This is a genomic window from Deltaproteobacteria bacterium (genome assembly GCA_009692615.1).
Taxonomy (GTDB): domain Bacteria; phylum Desulfobacterota; class Binatia; order UBA9968; family UBA9968; genus DP-20.
The window spans coordinates 1-14,358 of record SHYW01000127.1 but is presented as its reverse complement, the minus strand read 5'-3'; the positions used below and the strand labels follow the sequence as shown (position 1 = coordinate 14,358).

The window sequence follows — 14,358 nt, the reverse complement described above, 5'->3', positions numbered from 1 at the left end:
CTTGCACTCGCGCTATTCCAGAGCCGCAACTTTGGTTATCGTGCCGGCCTGTTTCCCTGGGCTATTGGAATTCCAACCCTGCTGTTGTGTCTTGCTCAGCTCAGCCGGGATCTGTGGGGAAAAGAAAAACCCAAAGGCGCTCTTGCCGCTTGGGAAGTCGCCGCTGCCGTTGCGCCCGAAGTGGAGCATCGAAGAACCGTCAATATTTTATTATGGACGGTGGGTTTCTTTATTTTCATCTGGCTATTGGGCTTCTCCTATTCGATTCCGGTTTCGATGATTTTGTATTTGCGATTCGCTGGCAACGAGAAATGGCCGATGACGATGATCGTCACCTTCTTTACCTGGCTGTTTATTTACGGCTTGTTCGAACGAGTCTTGAATATCCCATTTCCTGACGGACTGCTGATTTCGCTAATCAAAGGTCCTGACTGATTTTCCCGAGCGCACGCCAGACTCTCTCGGGCGTGAGCGGCAAGTCGTACATGCGCAATCCGGTCGCTTGGCAAACCGCGTTGCCGATGGCCGCCGCCACCGGCAGCAAGCCGCCTTCGCCGGTGCCCTTGGAACCGAACGGCCCTGGGCCGTTATGGCTTTCGACTAGAATGGTTTCAAATTCCTTTGGCAGGCTCGCGAAACTCGGCACACGGTAATCGACCAGATTGGGATTGAGCAGCTGGCCGTCTTTATAAACCATCTCTTCCATCAGGCTATGGCCGATGGCGTTCATCACGCCGCCTTCGTCCTGCCCTTCGCATTGCACCGGATGGATCGCCCGGCCGACGTCGGCGAGGGAAACATATTTTAATAACTTCACGGCGCCGGTCTCGCGATCGACTTCGACCTCAGCTGCGCCCCAGCTGATCTCCCAAAAATTGGTCGGCGAACCCAGCGCCGCCTTGGCGCTCTTGAGCGACTGATAAGCGCCGTGGCCGATCAACTCGCCCGAGCGCGACAAAAAAACCTTTTGCATCAACTCGACAAACGTCAGACCTTGGTTCTTGGCGCCGACGATCTTGCCGCCGCTGAGCGATAATTGCTCCACTTTGGTTTTAAGAATCTTCGCCGCGTGGCGCAGCAGTTGACGTTTTAAATCCTGCGCCGCGCGCTGCACCGACAAGCCCATCACCACCATGGAGCTGCTGGCATTGGTGTTGACATCGTAGGGTGTCACTTCGGTATCCAAGGCCGCCACGGTCACGGCGGTGAAAGGAATCGCCAATTCCTCGGCCACCACTTGGCTGAGCGCCGTGCGCGCGCCCTGCCCCACTTCGACGGTGCCGGTGAGCAACACCACGCTGCCGTCGGCATTCATCTTCACTGCAGCGGAGGAAACCTTATAAGTGCCGCCGCCGTCTTTCATGCACACGGCGAGGCCGCGACCGTGGTTGGGTTTTAAATTTTTCTGCTTCCAGCCAATCTCTTCGGCGGCTTGCAGCAAGCCGGCTTTCAAATCGCAATCCACCGGCGTATCGCCAGGGGTGTAGAGATCGCCCTTCTTGAGCAAATTTTTGACGCGAAAATCCAGCGCATCGAGGCCGAGTTCTTTGGCGATAATATCCATCTGCGATTCGTAGGCCCAGGTCACTTGCAACGTCCCGAAGCCGCGGTAGGCGCCCGCCGGCACCGTGTTGGTGTAAACCGTGAAGGCATCGGTTTTCATATGCGGGATGCGGTAGGGACCGAAGCAGCGATAGCCCGCCTTCTGCGTCACCCGCGGGCCGGCGTCGGCGTAGGCGCCGGTCTCCATGTGAATCAGACATTGGCGCGCCACCAGTTTGTCGTCTTTGCTGACGCCGGTTTTAATTTTCACCCGCGCCGGATGGCGCGTGACGGTTTTGAAACTCTCCTCAATGGTGTGGACCAAGCGCACCGGCCGTTTGGCTTTGAGCGACAAGGCCGCGGCCAAGGGCTCGGTCTTTACCGCCAGCTTACCGCCGTAGCCGCCGCCGACGTAGGGCACGATGACGCGAATCTTGCTCTGCGGTAGACGAAAAATATCCGCCAGATGCTCGCGCAACGTGAACGGTTCTTGAGTGCCGGCCCAAAGCGTCAGCCGATCGCCTTCGAAGTGCGCCACCGTCGCATGGGGCTCCATGGAGAAATGCTGCACCCGCGGAAAAGTGAAAGTGTTTTCGAAAATCCGCTCGGCTTTGGCGAAGCCTTGTTCAACGTCGCCGTTGGCGTAACTGAAACGGTAGCAAAGATTGGTGCCGCTAAACTCCTTGGGCGCCTCGTAGCGTTGGCCCATGAGTTCGCCGCCGCTGGCCGACAATTCATGAACTAACGATGCGCCGTCGGCCATCGCTTCGTCCAAACTGGTCACCGCCGGCAACTCTTCATAGTCAACCTCGATCAGTTCCAACGCCGCGCAGGCGGTCGCTTCATCCACCGCCGCCACCGCCGCCACCGGATCGCCGGCATAACGCACCTTGTCCACCGCGACGATGGTTTGATCTTTATAAGCCGCGCCGAACATGCGCAGGCTTTTTTGATCTTCGCGAGTGACGACGGCGTAGACGCCGGCGAGCTTTTCCGCCTTGCTGCCGTCGACGCGCAGTAGGCGCGCGTGGGCGTAGGGGCTGCGCAAGACTTTGCCATGGGCCATGCCGGGCAAATCCACATCCACCGTGTAGAGCGCTTTGCCGGTAACCTTTTCCGCGCCATCGGAGCGCGGTTCGGCATGGCCGATCGTTTTATAGACTTGTGGTTTCTTCATCCCTTGACCTCGGTTGAAAAATTTTGCTTGACCCAATCGAGAGCCTGGTCCCGGCCGCTCAACTCGCCGGCGAGCTGGGCGTCTTCGACTTGGCGGAGAATTTTCGCGAACAGCGGCCCCGGCTTGAAGCCCAGTTCAATCAAATCGCCGCCGCGCAGCAACAGTTCAGGGCGAATCTCGTCGTCCTTCAATGCCGCCAAGCGCTCATGACAGAAATGGTAATACTGCAAATCGCCGTTGGATGACAACGCATCGATGCGCGCCAGTTCGAGCAGTTCGCCGATACCTTCTTCGCGGAGAAAACGCTTCAACGTATTGAGCCGCATCTGCGGCGCCTGCACCGGCCGCAGGTGGTAACGAACTAAATAACTCACCCGCTCCCACAACGCCCGGCCGCGCTTGAGTCTTTTAAGAATCTCTTCGGCCATCTCGGCGCCCTGCTCGGTGTGGCCGTAAAAAGTGATCCGCTGCGCCTCCTGGCGCAGACAAACCGGCTTGGCGACGTCGTGTAACAGGCAACCGTAAGCCAAACTCTCGGACGGCGCCGCTTCCAAGTGGCTGAGCAAAAGCAACGTATGCGTGAACACGTCGCCTTCGGGGTGATAGTCGGGACTCTGCATCGTGTCCTTCATCGCCGCCACTTCCGGCAGCAACACACGGAGCAAGCCGCTTTGATCGAGCAACTCAAAGCCGCGCCGGGCGCCGCCTTCGGTCAAGATGCGCGTCACTTCGTCGCCGATCCGTTCCCAGGAGATCTGCGTCACCGTCGGCGCCAACTGCTGCATCGCGGAAAAAGTCGCCGGTTCGATGTCGAATTGCAGTCGAGCGGCGAAACGCACGGCGCGGATCATGCGCAGGCGGTCCTCCACGAAGCGGTTAATTGGATTGCCGATGGCGCGAACGGTGCGCCGCGCCAGATCGCCTCGCCCGTCGACTAAATCTATAACCCGGTCACCAAGCGGGTCATAAACCATCCCGTTAATCGTAAAGTCGCGCCGCTGGATATCTTCTTCGAGAGTGCCGTAGCGGACTTGACTGGGATGGCGGCCGTCGAGATAAGGACCGTCGAAACGAAAACTGGCGACTTCGAAAGCTTCGCCGTCGAGGAGAACCAAGATCACGCCGAACTGCGCGCCCACCGCCACGGTGTCGGGAAAAATCCGCTGGACATCTTCAGCCTTGGCGCTGGTCGTGATGTCGTAGTCTTGCGCCATCTTGCCGAGCAGCATATCGCGCACACAGCCGCCGGCGAGATAGGCCTCGAAGCCGCTGCCACGCAGCCGTTGCACGATCGAAATCGCTTTAGCGTGGGCGGTTGGCGGCGGCGATGTGGGTGAAGTTGACGAGCTCACGGTGACGGCGATGGGAGCTTCGGAATGTTTTAATCTAATATTCCCCGCTGCTTGCGGCGGTCACAACTAAATGGGGTTTCCAAAGGGGGTGAGCATCCCCGGTCGCGAGCGGGGTTCATACCCCAATCGCGAAATGCCAGATTGAATTGGCGGCGACCCGCCGATCTTGTCGGCGCGCGCGCCGGCAAATCAGCCGGGCAACTTCGGATTCAGCGCCGGCGCAATTTCTTTCAGCTTGGCCTGCAGCTCCTGGAAAGTGAACGGCTTGACGATGTAACCGTTGCAACCAGCGTCGAGACAAGCCTTGAGGTCGCCTTCACGAAACAAGGCGGTCGAGGCCAGGATCGTCACACCATCGAGCCCCGGCTTAGCGCGTATTTCCCGCGCCGCTTCGCGCCCGTCCATCCCCGGCATCATGATGTCGAGTATGATCAAGTCCGGCTTTTAAGTCACCGCCTTGTCGATCCCTTCGCGCCCATGTTGCGCCACCACGGCGGTAAATCCCATCAGCTCGACTTGCCAGCTCAGCAACTCGCGCATATCGGCATGGTCTTCGATGATCAGTACTTTTGTCATAGCGGCCCCGTCGCTGTGGATCGTCGGCGCTCCTCGTTTCCGCGGCGCCCTGACTATGCCATGGAGCGCTAAGCGCGATCAAGCCGCCACCAGAAGTTTCGCCGCGGTTTATTTAGCGGCGATTTTACTCTGGTTGCCGACGATGACAGTGATGAGTTTATCCGGTTGCAAGAATTGTCCGGCGACGCGCTGGACATCTTCGCGGCTCACTTTGCCAACCAGCGTGCTGTAACGATTGGGGTAATCGAGACCGAGGTCGAACAATTCCACTTGCCCCAAGAAACCGGCGACCTTGCGGTTGGTATCGAAGCGCAGCGGAAAACTGCCGGTCATATAATTCTTGGCGTCGTCGAGTTCCTGCTCGCTCACCGGCTGCTCGCGCATGCGGCGGATCTCTGCCAACGCCAGCCGTAGCGCTTCTTGCGCCGATTCGCTTTTCGTCTGCATGACCAATTGAAACGAGCCGTGACTCTTGTCCGCGCCAAAAAAACTGTAGACCGAGTAGGCCAAGCCGCGCTCGTTGCGAATCGATTCCATCGCCCGCGACGAGAACCCTCCGCCGCCGAGAATATAGTTCATCACTTGCAGCGCGTAGTAATCCGGGTGGCCGCGCGCCACGCCGACATGGCCGAGGATGATATTGGCCTGCGTAAGATCCTTTTGAATGCGCAATGTCTGCGCCGCGCCGATCTGGCTCGGCGCCGGCGGCGGCGCGCTCGCCGCGCCTTTGGTCCAAGTGCGAAAAGCCTGATTGAGCGCCTGGGTGATTTCCTGCTCTGAGACATCGCCGACCACCGACAGGATCGAGCGATTGGGTCGGTAATAGCGCGAGAAAAAATCCTTGAGGCTCTGCGCCGACAAATTTTTCACCGAGGCTTCGCTGCCTTCCACCGCTCGGCCATAAGGACTGCGCGGAAACAGCGCGGCGGCGAAGGCCTTACCGGCAACCGCGCCGGGATCTTCCTCCTGGGCGCGAATGCCGGCGATGATCGCCTGCTTCTGCCGGTCGATCTCAGCCTGGGGGAAAGTCGACGACGTGAGAATCTCCGCCAACAGCTCCAGACCGACGGCCAGATCTTTTTTGAGAATGGTCAAACTGAGGCTGGCGGTATTTTCCCCGGCACCGGTGCCCAAGCTGGCGCCGATAAAATCCAAGCTCTCGCTGATTTGTAAGGCGTTGCGCTTTTTCGTTCCGTAGGTGAGCAGCTTCGAAGTCAAGTTGGCGAGCCCTGCTTGTTCGGCGGTTTCATGACGAGAGCCGGCGTCGACGATCAACTCCAGCGCCACCATCGGCAGCGCGCGCTGCTCGGAAGTGAGCAACACCATGCCGTTACTCAACGCCGATCGCTTGGGCACCATATCGGCATCGGCACCAGACGAAACAAACGCGAAAACTATGAGCGCGATCAGTTTTAAAAAAATCTTTTTCATTTGGCTTTTTCTTTGGTCGGAACCAGCACGCCGACCGTGCGCCGGTCGCGGTCGAGATATTTTTTCGCGACCCGGCGAATATCTTCCCGGCTCACTTTGCGGATGCCGTCGAGATAACTTTCCATCTGGCGCCAGCCGCCGGCGATTTCGTAGTAACCGATCTTCATCGCTTGGCCAAAAATGGAGTCTTGAGCGAAGATGAACGCCGCTTCGACTTGGTTTTTAGCTTTTTGCAATTCCTTGTCGCTGACTAGATCGTGCTTGATTTTTTCCAGCTCACGGTCGATCTCCAGTTCCAACTGCGCCGCCTCTTTGCCCGGCAATAACTGCGCGCTAATGGAAAACCCCGTGGGATCGACGGACACCGCGCTGTAGTCGGCGTCGATCTCATGGGCCAGCCGCTTTTTGTAAACCAACTCGTGATGCAGCCGCGAACTGCGTCCGCCGGCGAGCACCACGGAAAGCAGATCCAAGGCGAAGCTGTCCGAACTCTTCAAGTTAGGCGCGTGATAGGACATCAGAATCACCGGCAGCTCGGCTTCTTTCTTGAGCATGACGCGCCGCTCGCCGCGCTGCTCCGGCTCTGTGACATTTACTTTCGGCGGCTCGGCGCCGCGGGGAATTTTGCCGTAGGCCGCTTTGATGCGCGGCAGCAATTCCGCCGTGGCAAAATCGCCGGTGACGACGATCACCGCGTTGTTCGGCGCGTAATAAAGTTTATAGAAGTCGACCAAATCCTGGCGCGTCAGATTTTGAATGTCTTCCATCCAACCGACCACCGGCCGGCGGTAAGGATGAACAGTCAGCGCCACCGCGTTAGCTACTTCACCCAACGCTGCCGCCGGATTATCGTCGGTGCGCAGCCTGCGTTCTTCTTGAATGACTTTTTTCTCCGGCTCGAAGTAAGTTTCGCCGAGCAACGCGTTGGCCATGCGATCCGCTTCCAGTTCCAATTGAATTGAAATCTTCTCCCGGCTCATGGTCGCGAAGTAAACCGTCATATCGGTGGTCGTAAAAGCGTTCGACCGTCCGCCGTTCTTGGCGATAATGCGCGCGTACTCTTCCGGCCCCGTGGTCGGCGTGCCTTTGAACAAAAAATGTTCGAGAAAATGCGCCAAGCCGCTCTTGCCGTCTTTCTCATTGCGCGAGCCGACGCGGTACCAAACTTGGAAAGTGACCGAAGGGCTCTTGTGGTCTTCTAGTAGAAGAACTTTGAGGCCGTTATCGAGAACGAATTCTTGAACCGGCTCCGCCTGCGCCAATTTGAAACTAAGCAATAATGCGAATAGCCAAGCGAGGTGAAAACTCGAACGCTGCATCATCATGATTGAGAAACTAAAGTATGGCCGGCCAAAGTCAAGGCAAAGGTTCGGGCCGGCGGGCAAAGTAAATTATAAATGCCGACAAAAGATACATCGACAAGAAGGCGGTGAACACGGCGCGATAATTACCGAACAGATCGAAGCCGGCGCCGGCCATCAAGGCACCGAGACCGAGTCCGCCTTTGTGAAACGGTTCGAGCACGCCGCTGATGGCGCCAAAAGAACGGCGGCCGAAATAATGCGCCAGGAGAATTTGCGTCAGCACCGCGGTACCGCCGCGAGCACTGATGCCGAATAACAAGCCGAAGAGATACGCCGTCAGCGGCGACGTCACTTGCATCAACAAAGCCACCGACGCCGCCGAGAGCACCGTCGTCGCCACACTCAAGCCACGCGCCGAAAAACGCTCCGCCAAAGCGCCCCAAATACCGCTGCCAACGGCGCCCGACAACGCCATCACGCTCAAAGCGCCGGCCGCGGCGGCCGGCAAAATTTTCACATCGGTAAAATAGGCGACCATGTGAAAGGCGATACCGCCGGTGCCGACGGAAGCGAAAAAAACGCTCGCCACCAGTAGCCAAAGTGTCACCGTGCGCATCGCCTCAGCGCGCGACCAGTGGTGCTGAAGCGAATCCGCCGCCGGCACAGCGTCGCCGGTCCGAGCATCAATCTGCAATGCCGGGGCAACGCCGTCAGGAAACATGCCAAGATCTTCCGGCTGGCGGCGCAGAAATATCGCGCCGGGCACGACGACCAAAATTAAAAACGCTAGACCCAAAACTAAAAACGCGCTGCGCCAGCCGTGATGCATGACCAAGTATTGATAGATTAGGGTCATCAGCGCCGAACCCAAGGGCGTCGACATCGCCACCAACCCCAAGGCACGCGGCCGCATGACATGAAACCAATTGGCGATGGCGGTATAAGGAACGACGCCGCACAAGAGAAACTCGGTGAGCGCCCGCGCCGGCACAAAGGTCGCGTAAAACTGCCACGGCTCGGTGCTCAAACTGACGCCGATCGACAACAGCCCCACCAACACACCGCCAAGGGGCAGTAAAATTCTTGGTCCATAACGATCGGCCACCGGCCCAAACAGCGGCGAGAGCAACCCGCCGCCAAAAGAGCCAAGTGTAATCGCCGCAGCCGTCACCGTGCGGCTCCAGCCGAGATCCTCGCTGATCGGTTTTAACACCACTGCCATTGTGACATTGCTAACGCCGGAAGAAATGAAACCCGCGACCATGGCGATGGCGACGATGATCCAGCCGTAGAAGAAGGGAAACTGCACGAAACAGTCTTACTACACTTTGCTAAAGGATTTCACTGCGCCAGAAGATTTCTGACAAATCCTGCCAAAGCAAGAACCCCTCGCTACGCGACCTCACCGGTCGCTACTCGGGGAAACGGTACGTGTGATACCGATCGAATTGATAGATCGCGCCAATTTTATTTTCCGATTCCCTGAGTAGGCAGCGCAATGCGCTGCCGTAGCGAAGGGTTCCGGAAACCCGGCATGGGTTATCGAAGCTGCATCCAACAAGATTTTGACTCATTTGACTCCCCCGTCCCGCCGCCATACTATTGCGCCAATTTAGGAGGCACCAATGGCTGATGTTACCGACATGCGGGGTTATATCGAAGTGTTGAAAGAAATGGGCGAACTGCGCGAGTTCGACGGCGTGGATTTGAATCTAGAAGTCGGCGCGCTCACCGAGCGGGCGGCGGAAAAGGAAGGCGATGCACTGCTGTTTAACAATTTCAAAAACTATCCGGCGGGCTTTCGCGTCATCACCAATGTCTTTCGCACCTGCAAGCGCACCGGCCCGGCGATGGGCATCGCGGCGCAAAACGGCATCGACTTTCTCCACGAATGGCGTAAAAAACTCGCGGCTTACAAGCCCGTCCCCGTGCAGCAAGTCGAAGGCGGCCCGGTGATGGAAAATCAGATGGTCGACGACGAAGTCGATCTCTACAAATTTCCCACGCCCAAGTGGCACGATCTCGACGGCGGGCCGTTCATCGGCACCGGCTGCGGCGTCATCACGAAAGATCTCGATACCGGCAAAATCAACATCGGCACGTACCGCGTCATGGTCCAGGACAAAAATCATGTGTCGGTAAAAATGAACATGGGCAAACATGGCCGGCTCTCTTTCGAGAGAGCGCGGGATGCCGGCAAGGCGTTGCCGATCGCGATCACGCTCGGCCAAGGCCCGGCGGTGTTTCTCGCCGCGCAATTGCCGCTGCCGCCGGATGTCAACGAGTTTGAATTTGCCGGCTATCTCCAAGGCGCCCCGGTAGCCGTCGCCCGCGGCGCGTACACGGGTCTGCCGATTCCGGCCAATGCTGAAATCGTTTTAGAGGGCGAACTGCCGCCGATGAAAGACGAAGACATGCCGAAAGAAGGTCCCTTCGGCGAGTGGCCGGGATACTTCACGGATGAAAACGTCGGCGAGACTCCGGTGATGACAGTGAAACGAATTTACTATCGCAACAATCCGATCCTGCTCGGCGCGCCGCCGCTCAAACCGCCGGCGAGTTATCTGCCGATGCCGCTGGGCGCCGCAACTTTGTGGGAGCAGTTGGAAAAGGCCGGCATACCGGAAGTGAAAGGCGTCTGGGGTTTTGTCTACGGCGGACAGCCGGGGCCTTTCACGGTTGTCTCCATCAAGCAGCGATATGCCGGTCACGCCAAGCAAGCGCTGCTGGTCGCCGCCGGCGCGCGCGCGGGAGCCTACGGCGGTAAATTCGTCGTCGTGGTCGACGACGACATCGATATTACGAATCCGGGAGAAGTAATCTGGGCCATCGCCACGCGCTGTTACGTGCGCGGCGGCATCGACATCATCAAAGACGTGTGGGCGTCGGTGTGCGAGCCGGCGATGCCGCCGGAAGAACGCTCGCCGCGCGGCTACACATCCGATCGCGTTTTAATCGACGCTTGCCGGCCTTATAAATGGATGGATCAGTTTCCCGCGGTCAATGCCTTTGAAAAGGAATTCAAAGATAAGATTGAGAGCAAGTTCAAGCTTTAACCCGAAAACGAGGAACATGCTTCGACAGGCTCAGCATGAACGGATTATTCTCGACGATATCAGTCTCGAATCCGTTCGTCCTGAGCCCGTCGAAGGACTCCGAAGGATATTGCACCGACGTGCTAGAAGATTCCCAAGCTCCCGCCCGCGGCGAATTGAATTGTCGTCGGCAGGGTCAAACTAGTTAGCGCGCAAAGGAGTCTATTATGGGCACCATCGAAACGCTCAGTTTGGCCATGGGAGCGGCGTGGACCTCCGGAATCAATCTCTACGCCACCGTAGCGGTGTTGGGTATCGCCAATTTGGCGCAGATGATTCAACTACCGCCGGATCTGCAGGTTCTCAGCCATCCGGCGGTCATCGGCATCGCCTGCACCATGTACGTCATTGAGTTCTTCGCCGACAAAGTCCCCTACGTCGACAGCGGCTGGGATGTCGTGCACACATTTATCCGAGTGCCCGCCGGAGCGATTCTCGCCGCCCGTTCGCTGGGCGACATGAATCCCGCGCTGGAGCTTGCCGCGCTGCTCGCCGGCGGTTCTATCGCGCTGGCCGCCCACGGCATGAAAGCGACGACACGCTTAGCGATCAACGCCAGCCCCGAGCCGTTTAGCAATTGGGCCGCCAGCGTCACCGAAGATATCGCCGTGCTGGGAAGCCTGTGGCTGATCTTTCATCATCCTCTGGTGATGCTGTTTTTGCTCGCCGGCTTCATCGCGCTGATAATTTGGCTGGCACCAAAAATTTTTCGCTTAGCCAAGCGCGGCTTCCAAGCGCTACGTAATAAAATCGGCGGCGTGAAGCCCGATCAACCGGCGCCCAGCGGTACTGCGTCACAGCCGACCTGAACGGTTATCGACCAAATCGAATTCTGGAGAGAGATAAATAGCCATGGAGCAAACCCCAAACAATCCGTTGCCGGCAGCGCCGCTGACCCTCGACGGTTCATATATTTTGCATCAAATGTTTCGCATCCGCTGGAGCGCCTGGAAAGCGCTCAGCGCCGCGGTGCAAAAATATTTACTCGACAACCCACGAAAAGCATTCAGCGCCATGGAAGAAAACAAAACCGAGCCCACCGGCCTGTTCTCGCTATTGGGCCACAAGGGCGATCTGATGATCGTCCATTTTCGCCGCACCCTCGAAGAACTCAACCAGGCCGAACTCAGCGTCGCTCACACCGAGCTTTACGAATATCTCGAACCCACCACTTCCTATGTGTCGGTGGTCGAGCTCGGTCTCTACGAAGGTTCGGTGAAGCTCTACACGGAATTGACGGCGAAAGGATTGAAGCCCGGCACCGGTGAATGGAACGCCGAAATAGAAACGGAACTCGCCAAGCAGCGCCAAGCCAACGCGCCGCGCCTCTGGCCGGAAATTCCCCAGCGCCGCTATCTGTGTTTTTATCCGATGAACAAGTATCGCGGCGAGCAAAAAAACTGGTACAGCGAATCCATCGCCGACCGCCAGCGCATGATGCACGATCACGGTATGATCGGCCGCCGCTACGCCGGCCGGGTGACGCAAATCATTTCCGGTTCCATCGGCTTCGACGATTGGGAATGGGGCGTCGACTTATTCGCCGACGATCCGCTGGTTTTTAAAAAGCTCGTGTATGAAATGCGCTTTGACGAAGCCAGCGCGGTGTACGGCTTGTTCGGCGCGTTCTTCATCGCCATGCGTTTTCCGACCGAGCAGCTGGGCGTTCTACTCGACGGCAAAATGCCGAGTTTTAGCTAAGCGTTGTGAATTGATTTTCCATCGCACCGATTCTCCATCGTTTGCGGAGGCAACATGCGGCTTAAAGACAAAGTGACCATCATCACCGGCGCGGCCCACGGCATCGGCAAGGCCTACGCGCGCCGCTTCGCCGAAGAAGGCGCCCACGTCGTCATCGCCGATATCGACGCCCAGGGCGGTGAAGCGACGGCCAAGGCGATCGTCGACGCCGGCGGCTCGGCCTGGGCGCGCACGAGCGATGTGCGCAGTTTGGCCAATCTCGAAGGCTTGATGCGCGAGACCGTGGAAAAATTCGGCCACGTCGATGTCCTGGTCAACAACGCCGCGATCTATGTCACGCAAAAACTTTGGAAGGGTCCGGTGGAAGAGTTGGAACTCGACGAATGGGACCGCGTCATCGAAGTGAATTTAAAGGGCGTGTTTCTCTGCAGCAAGGCGGCGATCCCGATCATGAAGCGGCAGAAGAGCGGCAAGATCATCAACATCGCATCAGGCACTTTTTTCAGCGGCTCGGGTAACATGCCCCACTACACCACCGCCAAAGGCGGCGTCGTCGCCCTCACCCGCGTCATGGCACGCCAACTCGGCGAGTTCGGCATCAACGTCAACTGCATGACGCCGGGCTCGACCATGAGTGAAGAAAACGTCTCTGAAGATGTCCTCAAACGGCGCGAAGGCAGCATGGATAAGCGCGCCTTCAAACGTGTCGAGACCCCCGCCGACATCGTCGGCACGGCAGTCTTCCTCGCCAGCAGCGACAGCGACTTCGTCACCGGCCAATTGTTAGTCGTCGAAGGCGGCGGCGTGATGCACTGATCCACACCAACGAGACTGAAAATAATTTTGCCGCTTGATCGTCGCCGGACCGGCGACGAGATGAACTGTCATTAAACTCGGGGGCTACCCAGCACTGGTGGTCACACCGTAGACATGTCCGCAGCTGTCGCAGAAAACGATATTGAAAGGCGCCAGAACAAATTGCTTACCGCGGGATTTTGCCGAACCGCCCTTGCGCGATATCAGATGCTCGCCGCCGACTACGGCACAGGAAGGGCACTTGGGCTCGGCTTCGACCGAAGCTCTGCTCTGTTGGCTTTTGAATTCCTGGCCGGTGAAACCTTGACTGTAATTATTGCCATTGCTAGCGCTGTCACCAAACGGCTGCTGCGGTTCTTCTGTGCTTTCCTCTTCCGGTTCTTCTTGACCCTTGGAATGGCGAATCGTACCGTAGGTAGACCGCTTTAAACCATCCGACAAAACTGCATAGGCATCAACGACCTGCCTAAACTTCCCCGCCGCTTGATCGTCGCCAGGGTTACGATCCGGATGGAAACGAAAAACCATCTGGCGATAGGCGCGCTTGATTTCTTCAGGCGACGCCTTCGGCTTTACCCCAAGTAAGGAATAGTAATCGGTGCCAGTGTCCAATTTTTAACGCCTTCTGGTAATTTCAACTAGTGCTCGCTGTGATAGACGGTCATCGAGCGTCAGCGCTGCAAGCGCGAGAACCGGTCGTAAGTGGCGGTCATTTTGCCGCGTTGCTTGTACATCGTGATGCACATGCCGTAGAGATTCGCGCCGGTGTAGCTATCGACTACCCGCTCACGGTCGCTATTGATATATTCCACTTTCAACGATGGCTCGCCGCCCGACAATTCATTGTTGGTCAGGTGCACCAACTGGGCTTCGCTCTTGTCCAAGAAGCCGCCCACGGTGCGAAACAATTGCGCCTGGCTTAAAAATACCGCCGAGACCGCCGACTGACCGCGTTTTTCCGTACCTAAGCCATCCAACTCGTCGAGATCGGCTGGGCGATAAACGATGGTCACCGGCGTCTGCGCCGGCGGATCTTGGTAACCGCCTTGAATCAGATATTCCTTCTCTTTCGGCAGGTAGCGAATATCGAAGCTTTTGATGCCGCGCCGCGCAAAATCCTGACCGATGCAGCGAAGCGCGCTACTATTATTGACCTGGGCCATTTAACACTCTCTACCTAGAATATCCGATAAACGCCTCAACTATCCCCTAGACACCTAAGGAATCTCTGAACAAGTCATCTAGCAAGTCGTCTAATAACGAAGAGCAGAAAGACCGACAAGGTGAGGCGGGAGGAAAGAGCGTGGGGGAGCAGACAACGTTTGCGAGTTTGGCGTGGGCGAGAAAGAAAAAGCAGAGCAAGC

General features: G+C 57.6%; 14 protein-coding genes and 1 pseudogene. 6 read left to right on the top strand and 9 right to left on the bottom strand.

Annotated features, from left to right (window positions below):
• Positions 1 to 435: hypothetical protein (locus EXR70_22095; protein MSP41186.1), on the top strand; the 435-nt coding region annotated here is incomplete at its 5' end.
• On the opposite strand, the gene EXR70_22090 is transcribed toward EXR70_22095, so the two are convergent.
• The 7 genes from EXR70_22090 to EXR70_22060 form a co-directional block, all read right to left on the bottom strand.
• Positions 419 to 2,719: a xanthine dehydrogenase family protein molybdopterin-binding subunit gene (locus EXR70_22090; GenBank protein ID MSP41185.1), complete on the bottom strand. Its 2,301-nt coding sequence runs from the start codon at positions 2,717 to 2,719 to the stop codon at positions 419 to 421. The two genes, EXR70_22095 and EXR70_22090, sit on opposite strands and share 17 nt — an antisense overlap.
• Complete coding sequence (locus EXR70_22085) at positions 2,716 to 3,948, bottom strand: CCA tRNA nucleotidyltransferase (GenBank protein ID MSP41184.1); 1,233 nt, start codon at positions 3,946 to 3,948, stop codon at positions 2,716 to 2,718. Before EXR70_22085 ends, EXR70_22090 begins: the two co-directional genes overlap by 4 nt.
• A gap of 312 nt (positions 3,949 to 4,260) precedes the next feature.
• Complete coding sequence (locus tag EXR70_22080; protein ID MSP41183.1) at positions 4,261 to 4,506, bottom strand: response regulator; 246 nt, start codon at positions 4,504 to 4,506, stop codon at positions 4,261 to 4,263.
• Positions 4,507 to 4,515: 9 nt separating this feature from the next.
• On the bottom strand, positions 4,516 to 4,647 hold the full coding sequence (locus EXR70_22075; GenBank protein MSP41182.1) for a response regulator: 132 nt from the start codon (positions 4,645 to 4,647) through the stop codon (positions 4,516 to 4,518).
• A 108-nt stretch (positions 4,648 to 4,755) separates the two neighbouring features.
• The gene (locus tag EXR70_22070; GenBank protein MSP41181.1) at positions 4,756 to 6,078 is read right to left on the bottom strand and encodes an insulinase family protein; all 1,323 of its coding nucleotides are present in this window, start codon (positions 6,076 to 6,078) and stop codon (positions 4,756 to 4,758) included.
• Positions 6,075 to 7,397 (bottom strand): insulinase family protein, encoded by a 1,323-nt coding sequence (locus EXR70_22065; protein ID MSP41180.1) that lies wholly within the window; start codon positions 7,395 to 7,397, stop codon positions 6,075 to 6,077. The genes EXR70_22070 and EXR70_22065 overlap by 4 nt, the downstream gene beginning before the upstream one ends.
• A 37-nt stretch (positions 7,398 to 7,434) precedes the next feature.
• Complete coding sequence (locus EXR70_22060; GenBank protein ID MSP41179.1) at positions 7,435 to 8,691, bottom strand: MFS transporter; 1,257 nt, start codon at positions 8,689 to 8,691, stop codon at positions 7,435 to 7,437.
• 316 nt (positions 8,692 to 9,007) lie between these two features.
• On the opposite strand from EXR70_22060, the gene EXR70_22055 reads away from it, so the two are divergent.
• The 4 genes from EXR70_22055 to EXR70_22040 all read left to right on the top strand — a co-directional run bounded on the left by EXR70_22055 (position 9,008) and on the right by EXR70_22040 (position 12,994).
• Complete coding sequence (locus EXR70_22055; protein ID MSP41178.1) at positions 9,008 to 10,438, top strand: UbiD family decarboxylase; 1,431 nt, start codon at positions 9,008 to 9,010, stop codon at positions 10,436 to 10,438.
• 206 nt (positions 10,439 to 10,644) lie between these two features.
• Entirely contained in the window at positions 10,645 to 11,286 is a 642-nt protein-coding gene (locus EXR70_22050; protein MSP41177.1) for a DUF4126 domain-containing protein, read from the top strand.
• Between the two features lie 43 nt (positions 11,287 to 11,329).
• Positions 11,330 to 12,178: a heme-dependent peroxidase gene (locus EXR70_22045; GenBank protein MSP41176.1), complete on the top strand. Its 849-nt coding sequence runs from the start codon at positions 11,330 to 11,332 to the stop codon at positions 12,176 to 12,178.
• Positions 12,179 to 12,232: 54 nt separating this feature from the next.
• Positions 12,233 to 12,994, top strand: coding sequence for a glucose 1-dehydrogenase (locus tag EXR70_22040; protein MSP41175.1), 762 nt, complete (start codon positions 12,233 to 12,235; stop codon positions 12,992 to 12,994).
• An 84-nt stretch (positions 12,995 to 13,078) separates the two neighbouring features.
• On the opposite strand, the gene EXR70_22035 is transcribed toward EXR70_22040, so the two are convergent.
• Positions 13,079 to 13,606: a hypothetical protein gene (locus EXR70_22035; GenBank protein ID MSP41174.1), complete on the bottom strand. Its 528-nt coding sequence runs from the start codon at positions 13,604 to 13,606 to the stop codon at positions 13,079 to 13,081.
• Here EXR70_22035 and EXR70_22030 point away from each other — a divergent pair.
• Positions 13,570 to 13,626: pseudogene (locus EXR70_22030) on the top strand (hypothetical protein). The gene EXR70_22035 and the pseudogene EXR70_22030 overlap by 37 nt on opposite strands.
• A 39-nt stretch (positions 13,627 to 13,665) precedes the next feature.
• Here EXR70_22030 and EXR70_22025 read toward each other — a convergent pair.
• Positions 13,666 to 14,157 (bottom strand): hypothetical protein, encoded by a 492-nt coding sequence (locus tag EXR70_22025; protein ID MSP41173.1) that lies wholly within the window; start codon positions 14,155 to 14,157, stop codon positions 13,666 to 13,668.
• Positions 14,158 to 14,358: the final 201 nt, after the last annotated feature.

Coding starts and splice junctions, on each gene's coding strand:
- EXR70_22090 (MSP41185.1), bottom strand. CDS start 2,719: ATGAAGAAACCACAAGTCTATAAAACGATCGGCCATGCCGAACCGCGC.
- EXR70_22085 (MSP41184.1), bottom strand. CDS start 3,948: ATGCTGCTCGGCAAGATGGCGCAAGACTACGACATCACGACCAGCGCC.
- EXR70_22075 (MSP41182.1), bottom strand. CDS start 4,647: ATGACAAAAGTACTGATCATCGAAGACCATGCCGATATGCGCGAGTTG.
- EXR70_22070 (MSP41181.1), bottom strand. CDS start 6,078: ATGAAAAAGATTTTTTTAAAACTGATCGCGCTCATAGTTTTCGCGTTT.
- EXR70_22065 (MSP41180.1), bottom strand. CDS start 7,397: ATGCAGCGTTCGAGTTTTCACCTCGCTTGGCTATTCGCATTATTGCTT.
- EXR70_22055 (MSP41178.1), top strand. CDS start 9,008: ATGGCTGATGTTACCGACATGCGGGGTTATATCGAAGTGTTGAAAGAA.
- EXR70_22050 (MSP41177.1), top strand. CDS start 10,645: ATGGGCACCATCGAAACGCTCAGTTTGGCCATGGGAGCGGCGTGGACC.
- EXR70_22045 (MSP41176.1), top strand. CDS start 11,330: ATGGAGCAAACCCCAAACAATCCGTTGCCGGCAGCGCCGCTGACCCTC.
- EXR70_22040 (MSP41175.1), top strand. CDS start 12,233: ATGCGGCTTAAAGACAAAGTGACCATCATCACCGGCGCGGCCCACGGC.
- EXR70_22025 (MSP41173.1), bottom strand. CDS start 14,157: ATGGCCCAGGTCAATAATAGTAGCGCGCTTCGCTGCATCGGTCAGGAT.